The sequence below is a fragment of the Tenacibaculum lutimaris genome, from assembly GCF_003610735.1.
In the GTDB taxonomy this organism is placed as follows: Bacteria; Bacteroidota; Bacteroidia; order Flavobacteriales; family Flavobacteriaceae; genus Polaribacter; species Polaribacter lutimaris.
The window spans coordinates 705,049-719,827 of sequence record NZ_RAQM01000006.1 but is presented as its reverse complement, the minus strand read 5'-3'; the positions used below and the strand labels follow the sequence as shown (position 1 = coordinate 719,827).

The window sequence follows — 14,779 nt, the reverse complement described above, 5'->3', positions numbered from 1 at the left end:
ACAAACACTAAAACTTATACTGTAAAAAAGCTGTAAAATTCCTTCCTGGTTCGTTAATTCTAGTCATAGGCAAGTCTGCTTGGTTCTTATACGAGAAATTTAAATGGTTCGTATAATTTTCATCAAAAACATTTAAACAAGCAAACCCTAATGTAAATTTTTTAAAAGGTTTAACACCTAATTTAACATCTAAAGTTTGATACCCTTCTGTTACTGTTTCACCAAAAGAAGGCGCAATATTTTCTTGTTTCGACACAATATTGTATTGTGCTTTTGCCCAATATTTTTCTTTGTCTAAACCAACAGAAATTTTTGACGTAAAAGGAGGATTTAATGGCAACGACTCATCAAAATCTTCATTTTTTGTCTTTACATAGGCTACTTCTGTTTGAAAATAGTAATTGTTAAACATTTGTAACTTAGCCGCTACTTCAAATCCTATTTTACTTGCATCTTCAATATTTGTAAACACTTTTGTAAATTCTGGTTGTTGATTCGGCATAAATTTCCTTGGAATGGTTGGATCGACCACCGCTGAAATATAATCTTCAAAAATTGAATAAAATGCTGATGTTTGATAATGTAATTGCAAGTTGTTATTCAACCCCAGTTTTCCTTTCAACCCTAACTCAAATTGATTATTTACTTCTGGTCGTAACATCGGATTTCCTAAATATTCATAAGAATCTGAGCCAATCGTAAAGTGATTAATATAACGCTCAGCCATATTTGCTGTACGCACTCCTCTACCAAATGCAGCTTCTAAAATTGCTTTTTTAGAAAATGCATGCTTTACAGAAATATTACCACTCACATTGGTTTCATTTGTTTTTACCTCAGGATATATTGTGGCAAAATCTGCTTCTAAATCTTTGGCGTTAGCTTTTACTAAATCTACTCGAACTCCTGTAGTTAACACAGTTTTAGGTGCCACGTTGAATTTTGCTTCAGAAAACACACCGAAATCATTTATATAAGCATCTTGCCAAATCTTATCTACTTTAACCATAGGCATTGGCAACATCATACCGTTCATCATTTTTATAGTACGTGTACGATTTCCTCCTCTTTTAATGTGATTGATATCACTTCCTACAAACAAATTAAAATCTTCATGCATATTAAACTCAAACTCTACTTTACCTCCTATGGTAGTTGATTCTACTGGTGATGAGGCAAAAACCATGTTGAAATTCGGACGATTTGTATTTGTCATTAAATGATCTACATAACTGTAAAAACCTTTAGTGGTAATTGTTTTCAATGTATTCCCTAAGTTTATTGCTTTATAATCTATCGACACAATTGTACTGTTGTCATAATCGGTATCCATTGGTAACGCTACATGCTTTATATCTCTACCAAAAGATTGACGCCAATGTGCTTGTAAGCGTTGATTTTCGGTAAGGTTGTAACCTAATTCAACCCCGTAATCGGTACTGGTAAATGATGATGGTATCTCTGTACCGTTTCCGTCTTTATAATCACCAAAATTTCGGTACCCTACATTTCCTATTACATCGAACTTGTTGGTAACATGTTGTAACTGTAACATATTTACAAATGAGTTTCCATTTGTTTCATATCCTGATGAGAATTTTCCATGAAACCCACTATCTAATAATCTATGGTTTTCAGTTACCATATTTACAATACCTCCAAAAGTTGCACCATATCTCACTGTAAAAGGCCCTTTTATAATTTCAATTTTTGAAATTTCTTCTGGAATGATGTGTGTGGTAATCGGATCCATTCTATTCGGACAAGCATTTACCGCTTTTGTACCTCCATCGTACATAACATTTAACTGTTCATAAGCAGCACCTCTGAATGTTGGATCCATTGCGTAGTTCCCTCTTTTTATTACTGAAAACCCATTGATTTCAGAAAATAAGTCTGCTACATTTTTAGGTTGAATTACTTTTTTTTGATAATCATTTTTAACAGTAGCATGAACAGGGTTTATTTTTATTTTTCCGTCGACAATTACTTCGTTTAATTGTATAGTTTCTTGTTTAACTGTGTCTTTTTTTTGTTGTGCAGACATAGTTATAGTAAAGATGCTAAGAAGCATCCATCCTAAATTTTTCATTAAAATTGGGTTTAATTTTTACATAATTGTATAGCAACACCTATCAATTCAAAAAACTTTTGAATTGTTTACGATGTGAAAAACTGTATGAAAAATTAAATTGTAGGCGGATGAAATACTTCCTGATTGAATGAAAAACAATAATTTTTCTTATGAGAAAATGATTCTTTTTCTTTTATAAACTGTTTTTCTTCTAAGTCTAAATTTAAAACTGAAACAAACCCGATAGGATATTCTTCCATTGAGATTCGCAACGAATTAAAATCATCATCTTGTTGTTGTTCAAGTTCCATCATTAACTGACATTTACCGTTACAGTTTAACTCTGGTTTATCTTTGTTGATACACAAAACTTTTGATATATAATCATAATTTACTGCATATTCTACAAAAGGAGCTATGGGACGTAACATGGCTATTATGTACAATGCAACAAAAAAATATATGCTAAGTTTTTTTAACAAGAAAGGGGCATTTTTTACTCACACAAAGATACAACTATCCTTACTGATAACCAATAACAAAAATTAAGGTTTTTTCTTTTATTTTAATTTATTCTAAATAAAAAACTTATATTTGCACGGATTTTACGAAAAGATAATGATTGTTTTTTATACTGAAACCAAGAAAGTTACCTCTATTACTCCTGTAAAAAGACTACAGGAAGTTACAGTTTGTAATTCAGTTTGCTCAAGTAACTGCATTAAACCTAAAAGTAAATGTTGTAATAAGTATCAAAAGAAAGGCATTAATTGTAAAAGATGCCCTTTAACATTTGATTTTAAAGCTGTTTCATAAAAGTTTCCCTTTGTTTATAAATGCAAAAAGCCCTTGATAGAAATTCTATCAAGGGCTTTTTAAATTATATGTTTTATTGCTTATGTTACTTTTAATAAAAAATAATTCTTTTTACCTCTTTGTAATAACACGTACTTATCAGCTATTAAATCTTTTGAAGTGATTACAAAGTCTTCACTTACTTTTTCTTTATTTACTGATATTGAGTTTTCTTTTAAAGCTCTACGAGCATCTCCATTAGACTTTAAAAAACCTGTTTTAGCAGCTAAAGCAGAAATCATATCTAAACCTTCAGAAATATCTTCAGAAGTTACCTCAGCTTGAGGCACCCCATCAAACACATCTAAGAAAGTTTGTTCATCTAAATTCTTTAGATCTTCAGCTGTTGAGTTCCCAAATAAAATATTAGATGCTGCAATAGCCTTATCTAATTCTTCTTTTGAATGCACAAATGTTGTTACCTCTTCAGCTAACTTCTTTTGTAAAGCTCTTTGATGTGGTGCTTCTTTATGCTCCTCTATTAATGCTTCAATAGTATCTTTATCTAAAAAAGTAAATATTTTAATATATTTCTCAGCATCTTCATCAGATGTATTTAACCAAAACTGGTAAAATTTGTATACTGAAGTTTTATCGGCATCTAACCAAACGTTTCCTCCTTCAGATTTTCCGAATTTAGAACCATCTGCTTTTGTAATTAGCGGACAAGTAGCAGCAAACACTTTTACTTCTTCACCTGGAGTCATTCTACGAACCAATTCTGTACCTGTGGTAATATTACCCCATTGGTCAGAACCTCCCATTTGTAATTTACAGTTTAAGGTTTTATATAAGTGATAGAAATCATACCCTTGAATTAATTGATACGTAAACTCTGTAAAGCTCATTCCGTTACCTGCTTCTCCTGTAATACGTTTTTTTACAGAATCTTTTGCCATCATGTAGTTTACAGTGATTCTCTTTCCAACATCACGTACAAATTCGATAAATGAAAAATCTTTCATCCAATCGTAATTGTTTACTAATAAAGGAGTGTTTTTGGCTCCGTTATCAAAATTTAAAAAGCGACCTAATGTTCTTTTTAAACCTTCAACGTTTTTAGCTAAAGACTCTTCATTTAATAAATTACGCTCATCAGATTTTCCTGTCGGATCACCGATCATACCAGTTGCACCTCCTACTAAAGCTACTGGCTGATGCCCTGCTTTTTCAATATGAACTAGTAAAATAATTGGAACTAAACTACCAATGTGTAACGAATCTGCAGTTGGATCAAAACCAATATAAACCGATGTCATTTCTTTTTGAAGTTGTTCTTCGGTTCCTGGCATAATGTCGTGAATCATTCCACGCCATCGTAATTCTTCTACTAAATTCTTGGTCATTTTATTCTATTTTTAAAGACGCAAAGATAAGTTTATCAACCAAAATAAACTAAATTCGCTGTATGATTTTAGTTACAGGAGGAACAGGTTTAGTAGGCTCGCATTTATTATATCATTTAAGCCAAAAAAACAATACAATTCGAGCTATTTTTAGAACAGAAGAAAAGCGTGAACACGTTAAAAAAATCTTTTCTTTTTACACGGATGATGTACAGCAGTACTTTTCAAAAATTGAGTGGGTTCAAGCCGATATTACCGACACTCCTTCTTTAGAGTCTGTTTTTAAAAATGTTACTGAAGTTTACCATTGTGCTGCCTTAGTTTCTTTCAATCCAAAAGATTATAGAAAAATGCGTCAAGTTAACATTGAAGGAACTGCAAATCTTATCAATTTTGCTATTGATGCAAACGTAAAAAAGTTCTGTTTTGTAAGCTCTATCGCAGCTGTAGGAAACTCTATTAATGGAAAGCCAATTAATGAAGAAAACGAGTGGGTTGACTCTGACGAAAATCATGGATATGCAATTACGAAGTATGGCGCTGAAATGGAAGTTTGGAGAGGAAGTCAAGAAGGTTTAGACGTTGTAATTGTGAATCCTGGTGTTATTTTAGGTAGTGGCTTTTGGAATGAAGGTTCTGGGAAAATGTTTACTCAAATAAATAATGGCCTTAGCTTTTACACAGAAGGTGTTACTGGTTTTGTTGGAGTTAAAGATGTGGTAAAAGCAATGATAAACTTGATGAATTCTAACATAGAAAATGAACGATTTATTCTTGTTTCAGAAAATAAATCGTTTAAAGATGTTCTATTTGGTATTGCTGATAATCTCAATAAAAAAAGACCTTCTAAAAAAGTAGGGAAATTAATGACTGCTATTTTTTGGAGGATTGATTGGTTTTTAACGAAACTTACAGGAAAAGAGCCTTTACTAACCAAAAACTCAGCTAAATCTGCTCATAATACATCATTCTATACTTCAAAAAAGATTATAGAACAACTTGATTTTAAGTTTGCCTCAATTAATGAAGTAATTTCAGAAACTTGTAAAGACTTTAAATAATAGGTTCTTAATTTACTTTTTCTAATTCTTTATAATCTCTTTCTATTAATTCTTCTGGCTTTTTAAGCAAATGTTTTTTATTTAAAATAGAATCGTTATTTATTTCTTTGGTTCCTTCTATATCTTCTTTAAACTTAAGTTTTTCTCTATATAAATCATTTAAAGAATCTATATTAGATTTTACTTTTTTTAAGATTTCTGTATACTCATCAACTTGTGATGTGTAATAAGTATTGCTAATATCAAAACGAGTTGTATCAATCTTATACTTCTCATATACTAAAATCATGTAATTTTTCTCCCGTTCTAGAAACTTATTTTTTTGATTTTTAGCAGAAGAAGCTATATACATATCAGTTAATAAAGCTATCATCGAATCTTTTGGTATAAGATTCTCAGGCTTTTTATAAATCGTATTACTGGTACACGACACCAAAAGCAAACCAATACATATGTAAAAAAAAGGCTTCATTTATCTGTTAAATAATAATCGTTTTCCTTTAATTTCTTCGTTAAAAACCCCCTCGTTATACATTAAGTTTCCGTTTACAAATGTATGTGTTATTTGATTTGAAAACTCAACTCCTTCAAACGGTGACCATCCACATTTATACAGTAAATTTTCTTTATCTACTGTCCATTTTTTATCAGCGTCAACTAAAACTAAATCAGCATAAAAACCTTCTTTTATGAAACCTCTTTTTTCAATTTTGAAGATTTTTGCTGGGTTATGACTCATCTTCTCTACCGCTTTTTCAATTGGCAACACTCCTTCATTTACCTTTTCTAAAACAGCTGTAACAGCATGTTGCACTAACGGCCCTCCACTAGGTGCTTTTGTATATACATTATCCTTTTCTTCTAAAGTATGTGGTGCATGGTCAGTTGCAATGATATCAATCCTATCATCTAACAAGGCTTTCCATAATCCATCTTTATCTTTTTGCGTTTTTACCGCAGGATTCCATTTAATGAGCGTTCCTTTTTTATCATAATCAGTATCTGTAAACCATAAGTGATGTACACAAACCTCAGCAGTAATTTGCTTTTCTTCTAACGGAATATCATTTCTAAATAAATGTGTTTCTTTTTCTGTAGATAAGTGGAAAATATGTAAACGCGCACCTGTTTTCTTTGCTAATTCAATTGCTCTTGAAGAAGATAAATAACAAGCTTCTTCACTACGAATTAACGGGTGATATTTTACAGGAATATCATCTCCATATTTTGCTTTATACTCTTCTGTGTTTTTTCTAATAGTTGCTTCGTCTTCACAATGTACAGAGATTAACATTTTAGTTGAAGAAAATATTTTTTCGAGTACCTCTTCATTATCTACCAACATGTTTCCTGTTGAAGAACCTAAAAACAACTTGATACCCGCAACATCTTTAGGGTTTGTTTTTAATAACTCTTCTAAGTTATCATTAGTTCCACCAAACATAAACGAATAGTTTGCGTATGATGTTTTACTTGCAATATCAAACTTATCTGCCAACAATTCTTGAGTTGTTGCTTGAGGTACTGTATTCGGCATTTCTATAAACGACGTAATTCCTCCAGCAATTGCTGCCTTACTTTCTGTAGCAATGTTAGCCTTATGTGTTAAACCCGGTTCACGAAAATGTACTTGGTCATCAATCATACCAGGAATTAAGTATTTACCTTCAGCATCAACCATTAACACATTATCAGTTGGTAAAATGTTTTTTCCTATCTCCTTAATAAATTCTCCTTCTATTAAAACATCGCCTTTAAAAACCTTGTTTTCGTTTACGATTTGTGCGTTTTTAATTAAATATGATTGCATGTTGTTATTTTGGTAATCCGTTAATTCTCATTTTTATCACGCCAAAGACAGCTTCTTTGATAATTCCTTTGCTAAGTTTCGATTTCCCTAATACTCTATCTGTGAAAATAACCGAAACTTCTTTTATATTAAATTGATGTTTCCAAGCTTTGTATTTCATTTCTATTTGAAATGCGTAACCTACAAACTTCACTTTATCTAACCTAATCGTTTCTAATACTTTTCTTTTATAGCATACAAAACCAGCTGTAGTATCATGAATTGGCATTCGTGTAATAAATCTTACATATTTTGATGCAAAATACGACAACAACACCCTACTCATTGGCCAGTTAACTACATTTACCCCCACAGAATACCTTGATCCTATTGCTACATCTGCTCCTTCAATAGCGCATTCATTATACAGTCGAATTAAATCGTTAGGGTTATGTGAAAAATCAGCATCCATTTCAATAATGTAATCATACTTCTTGGCAATACCCCATTTAAATCCGTGAATGTATGCAGTACCTAAACCGCTTTTTCCTTCTCTTTTTTCAATAAAAAGCTGATTAGGGAATTCATTTTGTAGATTTTCTACGATTTTAGCAGTTCCGTCGGGTGAATTGTCATCGACTACTAATACATGAAATGCCTTTTCTTGACTAAAAGTTGCTCGAATAATAGCTTCGATGTTTTCTTTTTCGTTATAAGTAGGGATTATGACTAAGGCGTCTGACTTCATGTAATTTTCATATAAATCAAGGCAAAGATACACTAATTTATTACTAATTTTGTGTTAATTAAAAAGTATAAAACAATTGCAAGCAATAGAGCGAATTATTAATGATAGTAGTTGGGTAACCTTGGTTATTGTTACCGCAATTATACTGCTAGCCTTGATGAAACTGCTTAAGCCTACCCAATTGTATGGCTACGTTGTTGCTTTTATTTCTCCTGGTTTTTTTCATAAAAGAATTGAAGAAGGAGATTCTTTTTTTACGCCTTTTAGGTTATTTTTATTTTTCTTTTCTACGATTGTAATTTCTTTGTTTTTATTCCAAGCCTTACTTGCAGAGTTTTACCCTCAAGGTTTTTTAGCTTTTCTAGGGCTCTTTTTCTTTGTTACAACATACCTTTCTCTAAGGTTGTTTTTAGATCGTGCAATTGCTAATATATTAGGGCTAACTTCTATTATTAACTATTTTTTATACACAAAATCAGGCTATTTGTATGTACTTTGTATATGGTTACTCCCTTTTATCATATTATACCAATACACTTTTTCAAACAAACTTTTTTTAATTTCATCTTTCGCTATTCTATTCATTGTTAGGGCTTTTTTAATATTAAACAATAATAAAAAACTTGTTCTTAGTAAGTTGTTCTATTTTATTTTGTACTTTTGCACCCTTGAAATAGCACCGCTATTAATTCTTTATAAAACAACAACTACGTAATAAAGAGAATGTTTATGAAAGTGAAAACTATTTTAGTCTCTCAACCAAAACCAAAGACAGAAACTTCACCGTATTTCGACTTAGCCGAAAAACAAAAAGTAAAAGTTGACTTTCGCTCATTTATACATGTCGAAGGAATCCCTGTAAAAGAGGTAAGAGCTCAAAAGGTAGACTTAAAAAACTACACTGCAATTATTTTAACTAGTAGAAATGCTGTTGATCACTTTTTTAGAATTGCAGAAGAAATGCGTTTTACAGTGCCAGATGACATGAAGTACTTTTGTCAGTCAGAAGCAGTGGCTTACTACTTACAAAAGTATGTAGTTTACAGAAAACGTAAAATTTATGTTGGAAACAGAACATTTCCTGAATTAACTAAATTAATTAAAAAGCATAAAGACGAAAAGTTCTTATTGCCTTCTTCTGATAAATTGAAAGATTTAATTCCAGAAGAATTAAATAAGTTAGGAGTCGACTGGAAACGTGCTGATTTATACCGTACAGTAGTAAGTGATTTATCTGACTTAGAAGATGTTTTTTATGATATTTTAGTATTCTTTAGTCCATCAGGAATTGATAGTTTATTTGAAAACTTCCCTGATTTCAAACAAAACAATACTAGAATCGCTGTATTTGGTAATTCAACTATTCAAGCTGTTGAAGATAGAGGTTTACGTGTAGATATTGCTGCACCAACACCTGAAACTCCTTCAATGACCATGGCTTTAGAAAAGTACATTAAAGAGGTGAACAAAAAGTAAGTAAATTAATTTTTCACATACAACAAAGAGACTGTCTACAAAGGCAGTCTCTTTTGTTTTTAACAAATCATTGTAACCCAAGTAACATTTCAAACGTATTTTATTCATTAATTTTACGAAATATTTTCACCCTAAAAACATATGGATAAATACCTAGACATCATAAAAAACTCATACACTGGTTACTGGAACTACATCAAACAATCAGTATTAATGGAGCTAAACTGGGAAAATTATTTTTACGGATTAATTATTATTTCTCTAGTAGTTTGGGGGTTAGAAATTGTGTTTCCATGGCGTAAAAACCAACCTTTATTTCGAAAAGATTTTTGGCTAGACACCTTTTACATGTTCTTCAATTTCTTTTTATTAAACCTCATCGTACTTATTGCTTTGTCAAATACAGTTGAGCAGTTTTTTAATGATATTTTAAGTTTAGTTGGACTATCGGTTGCTAATTTTCAATTGTTCGACATCAATACATTTCCCTATTGGGCTAGACTTTTGGTGTTTTTTATCATTATTGATTTTGTTCAGTGGTTTACTCATACGTTACTGCATCGATATGAATTTTTATGGAACTTCCACAAAGTACATCACTCAGTAAAACAAATGGGGTTTGCTGCACATCTTCGTTACCACTGGATGGAGCCTGTTGTTTACAACTCAATGAAGTACATTCCGCTAGCAATTATGGGTGGGTTTACAGCACAAGATGTAGCTATTGTTCACTTTTTTAATATTACTATCGGTCATTTAAATCATGCTAATATTAATTGGGATTATGGCTGGTTAAAATACATTTTAAACAATCCAAGAATGCATATTTGGCATCATGCAAAAGAACTTCCTGAAGACAGAAGAATGGGAGTGAATTTTGGAATTACACTTAGCATTTGGGATTACATTTTTAAAACTGACTATATTCCCTATAACGGACGTGACATAGAACTTGGATTTGATGGAGATGAAAAATTCCCTAAAGATTTTATTCACCAAGAAATGTATCCGTTAGGAAAAAAATAGAATTTCCATAATTTAAAAAACTCACAATACTCCCATCACCAAAAAAGAGTAATTTTTAACGTATTTTAACTTATTACTTCATTAGCTTTCTTTAAGTAGTTTGTTCTCAATTTGTATCTTTATCGCTTTTAAAAATAAACAGATGAAGTACATAAAAATTCTATTCTTATTTATTGTCGTTCAAGTTACTGCACAACAAGGTGGTATGTGGATTCCTTCCCTTTTAGAAGGAATGAACGAACAAGAAATGACTTCTTTAGGAAGTAAATTAACTGCAAAAGACATTTACGATGTAAACAACTCAAGTTTAAAAGATGCTATTGGGCACTTTAACGGAGGTTGTACTAGTGAAGTTATTTCTCCTGAAGGATTAATATTAACCAATCACCACTGTGGTTTTGGGCAAATTCAATCACACTCTTCTTTAGAAAACGATTACCTAAAAGATGGTTTTTGGGCTATGAGTAAGAAAGAAGAATTACCTAACAAAGGGTTATATGTTGAGTTTATTGTTCGTATTGACGATGTAACTACACAAGCTTTAAATGGTCTTACTAACTCAATGAATGAGCGCGAAAAGCAATCAACAATAGATAAAAACATCAACGAAATTCAAAAAACAGTACAAAAAGAAGCTTGGCAAGGTGTTAGAGTAAAACCTTTTTACAAAGGAAACCAATACTTCTTATTTGTTACAGAAAAATTTGAAGATGTTCGTTTAGTAGGTGCCCCACCAAGTAGTATTGGAAAATTTGGTAGTGATACTGATAACTGGGTTTTCCCTCGTCATACTGGAGATTTTTCATTATTCAGAATTTATGCTGATAAAAACAATCGTCCTGCTAAATACAGTAAAGACAACGTTCCTTACAAGCCAAAACACTTTTTACCTGTTTCTTTAGATGGAATTGAAGAAGGTGACTTTACGATGGTTTTTGGTTTTCCTGGTACTACTAACGAATACTTACCTGCGGTAGCTATTCAACACATTACACAAGAATTCAACCCAAGTAATATTGCTATTAGAGAAGCTGCTTTAAAAGAAATTGATGCACAAATGAAAGCTAGCGATGCTGTTCGTATCAAATACGCATCAAAACAAGCGCGTATTGCAAATGCTTGGAAAAAGTGGATTGGTGAAAACTTAGGTATAAAAAAGAGTAATGCTATTGCTGAGCGTCAAGCTTTCGAAGCTACTTTTAAAAAAGCATTAAAAGAAAAAGGATTAGAAGCTAGCTACGGAAATATTCTTCCAGAATTTGAAAAATTATATGCTGATTTTGCCGATATCAATATTAGAAGAAGAAACTTTATTGAAGTTTTCTTGGTAACAAACGAATTAATGCAAATGACATTTAGAGCTTACCAATTAGAACAAGTAGCTTTAAATAAACCTGAAAAATTTGATGAGGCTAGAAATTCATACATCAACAGACTTAAAGGAATACATAAAAACTTTGATGCGAACGTAGATAAAGGAGTATTTAACAATGTAATGCCTTTATACAACCCTAAAAATGTAGATGCTTCTATCTACAATAAAACTAGCTTTACAAACTTAGACAAAGCCTTAAAGTTATTTGAAGGAAACGCTGAAAAAGTAGTAAAAAACTTAAACAAAGATGCTGCTTACAAATATGCGAAACCTATGATTGAAGAGTTTTTCACGAAAATAGATCCTGAGTTTCAACAAAAAAACCAACCTATTACTGCTTTACAAAAAACATACATGAAAGCTTTAATGGAGGCATTGCCTACAGCTCGTTATTTCCCAGATGCTAACAGTACGTTACGTGTTACCTATGGTCAAGTTCGAGGGTATTCACCAAGAGATGCAGTATATTACAACCCTGTAAGTTATTTAGACGGAGTTATTGAAAAATACGTTCCTGGAGATTATGAATTTGACGTTCCACAAAAGTTACGTGATTTATATGATGCAAAAGATTTTGGGCAATACACTGATAAAAACGGAAAAGTACCAGTATGTTTCTTAGGTACTAATCATACAACAGGAGGTAACTCTGGTAGTCCTGCTATCGACGCTCACGGAAATTTAATCGGGTTAAACTTCGACCGTGTATGGGAAGGAACCATGAGTGATATGAATTACGATCCTGAAATTTGTAGAAACATTATGGTTGATGCTCGTTATATTTTATTTATCATTGATAAATATGCTGGAGCAAAGCATTTAATTGATGAAATGAAATTAGTACATCCAAAGAAAAAATAAAAGAAAGAATACTTTATAATGAAAGAGGTTGTCTTATCTATAAGACAACCTCTTTTTATTTTAAAACTTGATTAAAAATTTTAAAAGACTTTAATCATATACTAAGACCAACTACCAGAACCTCCTCCGGTACCAGTAGCAGTAGATACAGACCCTGCTTGAAAGTGTCCAAGTAATTTTGAGTTTTTATCAAAAAAATAAAACGCAGTATATACTGGAGTTGCTGTAAATGTAAAACTAGTAGTCTCTTTATACAACTGGTCTAATGAACCTGCATTACTTAAATATACATCTCCAAACAATGCTCCTCCACCAGGAAAACTTATCCCCCAAGCATTACCATTAAACGTTTTTCCATTATTTATACTACACTGTGCTTTTACATAAAAAACTAAACTTGCTAAAGCTCCATGTGCCCCGTATGCTGAAGCAGTTTTTAGAGATTCACTATCTACATTTTCAAGATCTTCTACTGCTTTTGAAATAGATTCTGAACTTAAAAGATTTTTAAAATTGTTTTCAAAATCTTCAACTAATTGGTTTTGTTTTGTTGCTGTTTTCATAATAATAACTTTTAATTTAAATTATTCTTAACCCTGTTAATAACAGAGCTTATTTTTAGGTTAACCTCTGTATCAAAATTCATAATTAAATAATCAATTTCTTCACAAATACCCATAAGTGATTGATATTCAGGTATAGAAAACAAAAAAACAATTCCTTTCAATTTTCCTCGCTGTTTATATTCGTTCTAAATTAAGATGCTAGATTAAGTTCTTAACTTTAACAACGACCTAAACTGCAAATCAACATTTATGGAGCACGTTGTTATTATTGGTAATGGAATTTCTGGGGTTACAGCTGCAAGACACATCAGAAAATTATCAGATAAAAGAATTACCATTATTTCTTCTGAAACTGAAGAGTTTTTTTCAAGAACAGCATTAATGTATGTGTATATGGGACACATGAAATTTGAACATACACAACCTTACGAATCATGGTTTTGGAAGAAAAATAGAATAGAGCTCAAAAAAGGTTATGTTACCAAAGTACATTCATCAAACAAAGAAATTGAATTTAGTAATGGTGAAAAACTATCTTACGATACGTTAGTTATAGCTACTGGTTCTAAACCTAATAAATTTGGATGGCCAGGACAAAATTTAGAAGGAGTCATGGGCATGTATCACAAACAAGACCTAGAATCACTTGAAAAATATGCTCCTAATAACAAAGTTTGTAAAAGAGCTGTTATTGTTGGTGGTGGTTTAATCGGTATCGAACTTGCCGAAATGCTTCATAGTAGAAATATCCCTGTTACTTTTTTGGTTCGTGAAAATAGTTTCTGGAATAAAATTTTACCCCCAGAAGAATCAACTATGATAAATCGCGAGATTTTAGAAAACCATATAGATTTACGCTTAGGAGTGAATCTTAAAGAAATTAAAGCTGATAAAAACGGGCATGTAAAATCTGTAATTATTGAAGAAACTGGCGAAGAAATAGCTTGTGATGTTGTTGGGTTAACCGCTGGGGTTTCTCCAAATATCGATTTTTTAAAAGATTCAGAAATTGAACTTGGCAAAGGAGTTAAAGTAAATCGTTTTCTAGAAACCAACATCAAAGATATTTATGCTATTGGAGATTGTGCTGAACAACACGAAGCTATCGGATTGCGACGTCCTATTGAAGCCGTTTGGTATACGGGTAGAATGATGGGAGAAACCGTTGCCCAAACTATTTGTGGCAACAAAACTCAATACAACCCTGGACACTGGTTTAACTCTGCTAAATTTATTGATATCGAATACCAAACTTACGGCTGGGTATGGCCACAACCTAAAGAAAATGAGGCTCATTTTTACTGGGAACATGAAGGCGGCAAAAAATGTATTCGATTAAATTACGATAAAAACACCCAAGAATTTATCGGAATAAACACTTTAGGAATACGTATGCGTCATGCCTTTTTTGACAAAGTATTAACAGAAAAACGTTCTGTAACTTATATATTAGAACATCTTGCAGACGCTAACTTTGACCCAGAATTTTACAAGCTACATGAACCAGAAATTGTGGCAAAATTCAACAAAGAAAACAATACCAATATTCAATTAAAAAAGAAAAGCTGGAAACGCATTTTTAGCATTTAAACATAAACCTTC

General features: G+C 31.7%; 13 protein-coding genes. 6 read left to right on the top strand and 7 right to left on the bottom strand.

The window, feature by feature from the left end:
• Window positions 1-7: 7 nt before the first annotated feature.
• The 3 genes from C8N26_RS03445 to tyrS all read right to left on the bottom strand — a co-directional run bounded on the left by C8N26_RS03445 (window position 8) and on the right by tyrS (window position 4,275).
• Window positions 8-2,092 carry a TonB-dependent receptor domain-containing protein gene (locus tag C8N26_RS03445; RefSeq protein WP_245962520.1) on the bottom strand — a complete coding sequence of 695 codons (2,085 nt, stop codon included), beginning with the start codon at window positions 2,090-2,092 and terminating at the stop codon, window positions 8-10.
• A 95-nt stretch (window positions 2,093-2,187) separates the two neighbouring features.
• Window positions 2,188-2,505, bottom strand: coding sequence for a hypothetical protein (locus C8N26_RS03440; RefSeq protein WP_120186012.1), 318 nt, complete (start codon window positions 2,503-2,505; stop codon window positions 2,188-2,190).
• Window positions 2,506-2,970: 465 nt separating this feature from the next.
• The gene (tyrS, locus tag C8N26_RS03435; protein WP_120186010.1) at window positions 2,971-4,275 is read right to left on the bottom strand and encodes a tyrosine--tRNA ligase; all 1,305 of its coding nucleotides are present in this window, start codon (window positions 4,273-4,275) and stop codon (window positions 2,971-2,973) included.
• Between the two features lie 62 nt (window positions 4,276-4,337).
• On the opposite strand from tyrS, the gene C8N26_RS03430 reads away from it, so the two are divergent.
• Window positions 4,338-5,336, top strand: a complete 999-nt coding sequence (locus C8N26_RS03430) for an NAD-dependent epimerase/dehydratase family protein (RefSeq protein WP_120186009.1) — start codon at window positions 4,338-4,340, stop codon at window positions 5,334-5,336.
• A gap of 7 nt (window positions 5,337-5,343) precedes the next feature.
• Here C8N26_RS03430 and C8N26_RS03425 read toward each other — a convergent pair whose 3' ends face one another.
• The 3 genes from C8N26_RS03425 to C8N26_RS03415 are packed head-to-tail and all read right to left on the bottom strand — an operon-like array spanning window position 5,344 to window position 7,873.
• Complete coding sequence (locus C8N26_RS03425) at window positions 5,344-5,808, bottom strand: DUF4296 domain-containing protein (protein WP_120186008.1); 465 nt, start codon at window positions 5,806-5,808, stop codon at window positions 5,344-5,346.
• Window positions 5,809-7,146 (bottom strand): dihydroorotase, encoded by a 1,338-nt coding sequence (locus C8N26_RS03420; RefSeq protein WP_120186007.1) that lies wholly within the window; start codon window positions 7,144-7,146, stop codon window positions 5,809-5,811. It abuts the gene before it with no gap.
• 4 nt (window positions 7,147-7,150) lie between these two features.
• Entirely contained in the window at window positions 7,151-7,873 is a 723-nt protein-coding gene (locus C8N26_RS03415; RefSeq protein WP_120186006.1) for a polyprenol monophosphomannose synthase, read from the bottom strand.
• A gap of 76 nt (window positions 7,874-7,949) precedes the next feature.
• Between C8N26_RS03415 and C8N26_RS13700 the strand changes: the two genes are divergently transcribed.
• The 4 genes from C8N26_RS13700 to C8N26_RS03395 all read left to right on the top strand — a co-directional run bounded on the left by C8N26_RS13700 (window position 7,950) and on the right by C8N26_RS03395 (window position 12,611).
• Window positions 7,950-8,588, top strand: a complete 639-nt coding sequence (locus C8N26_RS13700; protein WP_120186005.1) for a DUF4271 domain-containing protein — start codon at window positions 7,950-7,952, stop codon at window positions 8,586-8,588.
• A 14-nt stretch (window positions 8,589-8,602) separates the two neighbouring features.
• Entirely contained in the window at window positions 8,603-9,349 is a 747-nt protein-coding gene (locus C8N26_RS03405; RefSeq protein WP_028891767.1) for a uroporphyrinogen-III synthase, read from the top strand.
• Window positions 9,350-9,490: 141 nt separating this feature from the next.
• Complete coding sequence (locus C8N26_RS03400) at window positions 9,491-10,375, top strand: sterol desaturase family protein (protein ID WP_120186004.1); 885 nt, start codon at window positions 9,491-9,493, stop codon at window positions 10,373-10,375.
• A gap of 142 nt (window positions 10,376-10,517) precedes the next feature.
• Entirely contained in the window at window positions 10,518-12,611 is a 2,094-nt protein-coding gene (locus tag C8N26_RS03395; RefSeq protein WP_120186003.1) for a S46 family peptidase, read from the top strand.
• 101 nt (window positions 12,612-12,712) lie between these two features.
• Here the strand turns inward: C8N26_RS03395 and C8N26_RS03390 are convergent, their stop codons facing one another.
• Window positions 12,713-13,174, bottom strand: coding sequence for a VapA/VapB family virulence-associated protein (locus tag C8N26_RS03390; RefSeq protein ID WP_051435865.1), 462 nt, complete (start codon window positions 13,172-13,174; stop codon window positions 12,713-12,715).
• Window positions 13,175-13,426: 252 nt separating this feature from the next.
• Between C8N26_RS03390 and C8N26_RS03385 the strand changes: the two genes are divergently transcribed.
• Window positions 13,427-14,767 (top strand): NAD(P)/FAD-dependent oxidoreductase, encoded by a 1,341-nt coding sequence (locus tag C8N26_RS03385; protein WP_120186002.1) that lies wholly within the window; start codon window positions 13,427-13,429, stop codon window positions 14,765-14,767.
• The last annotated feature ends 12 nt before the right edge of the window (window positions 14,768-14,779 follow it).

Excerpts from the sequence above, each read along its gene's own strand:
- C8N26_RS03445 (WP_245962520.1), bottom strand. The coding sequence starts at position 2,092 with ATGAAAAATTTAGGATGGATGCTTCTTAGCATCTTTACTATAACTATG.
- C8N26_RS03440 (WP_120186012.1), bottom strand. The coding sequence starts at position 2,505 with ATGTTACGTCCCATAGCTCCTTTTGTAGAATATGCAGTAAATTATGAT.
- tyrS (WP_120186010.1), bottom strand. The coding sequence starts at position 4,275 with ATGACCAAGAATTTAGTAGAAGAATTACGATGGCGTGGAATGATTCAC.
- C8N26_RS03430 (WP_120186009.1), top strand. The coding sequence starts at position 4,338 with ATGATTTTAGTTACAGGAGGAACAGGTTTAGTAGGCTCGCATTTATTA.
- C8N26_RS03425 (WP_120186008.1), bottom strand. The coding sequence starts at position 5,808 with ATGAAGCCTTTTTTTTACATATGTATTGGTTTGCTTTTGGTGTCGTGT.
- C8N26_RS03420 (WP_120186007.1), bottom strand. The coding sequence starts at position 7,146 with ATGCAATCATATTTAATTAAAAACGCACAAATCGTAAACGAAAACAAG.
- C8N26_RS03415 (WP_120186006.1), bottom strand. The coding sequence starts at position 7,873 with ATGAAGTCAGACGCCTTAGTCATAATCCCTACTTATAACGAAAAAGAA.
- C8N26_RS03405 (WP_028891767.1), top strand. The coding sequence starts at position 8,603 with ATGAAAGTGAAAACTATTTTAGTCTCTCAACCAAAACCAAAGACAGAA.
- C8N26_RS03400 (WP_120186004.1), top strand. The coding sequence starts at position 9,491 with ATGGATAAATACCTAGACATCATAAAAAACTCATACACTGGTTACTGG.
- C8N26_RS03395 (WP_120186003.1), top strand. The coding sequence starts at position 10,518 with ATGAAGTACATAAAAATTCTATTCTTATTTATTGTCGTTCAAGTTACT.
- C8N26_RS03390 (WP_051435865.1), bottom strand. The coding sequence starts at position 13,174 with ATGAAAACAGCAACAAAACAAAACCAATTAGTTGAAGATTTTGAAAAC.
- C8N26_RS03385 (WP_120186002.1), top strand. The coding sequence starts at position 13,427 with ATGGAGCACGTTGTTATTATTGGTAATGGAATTTCTGGGGTTACAGCT.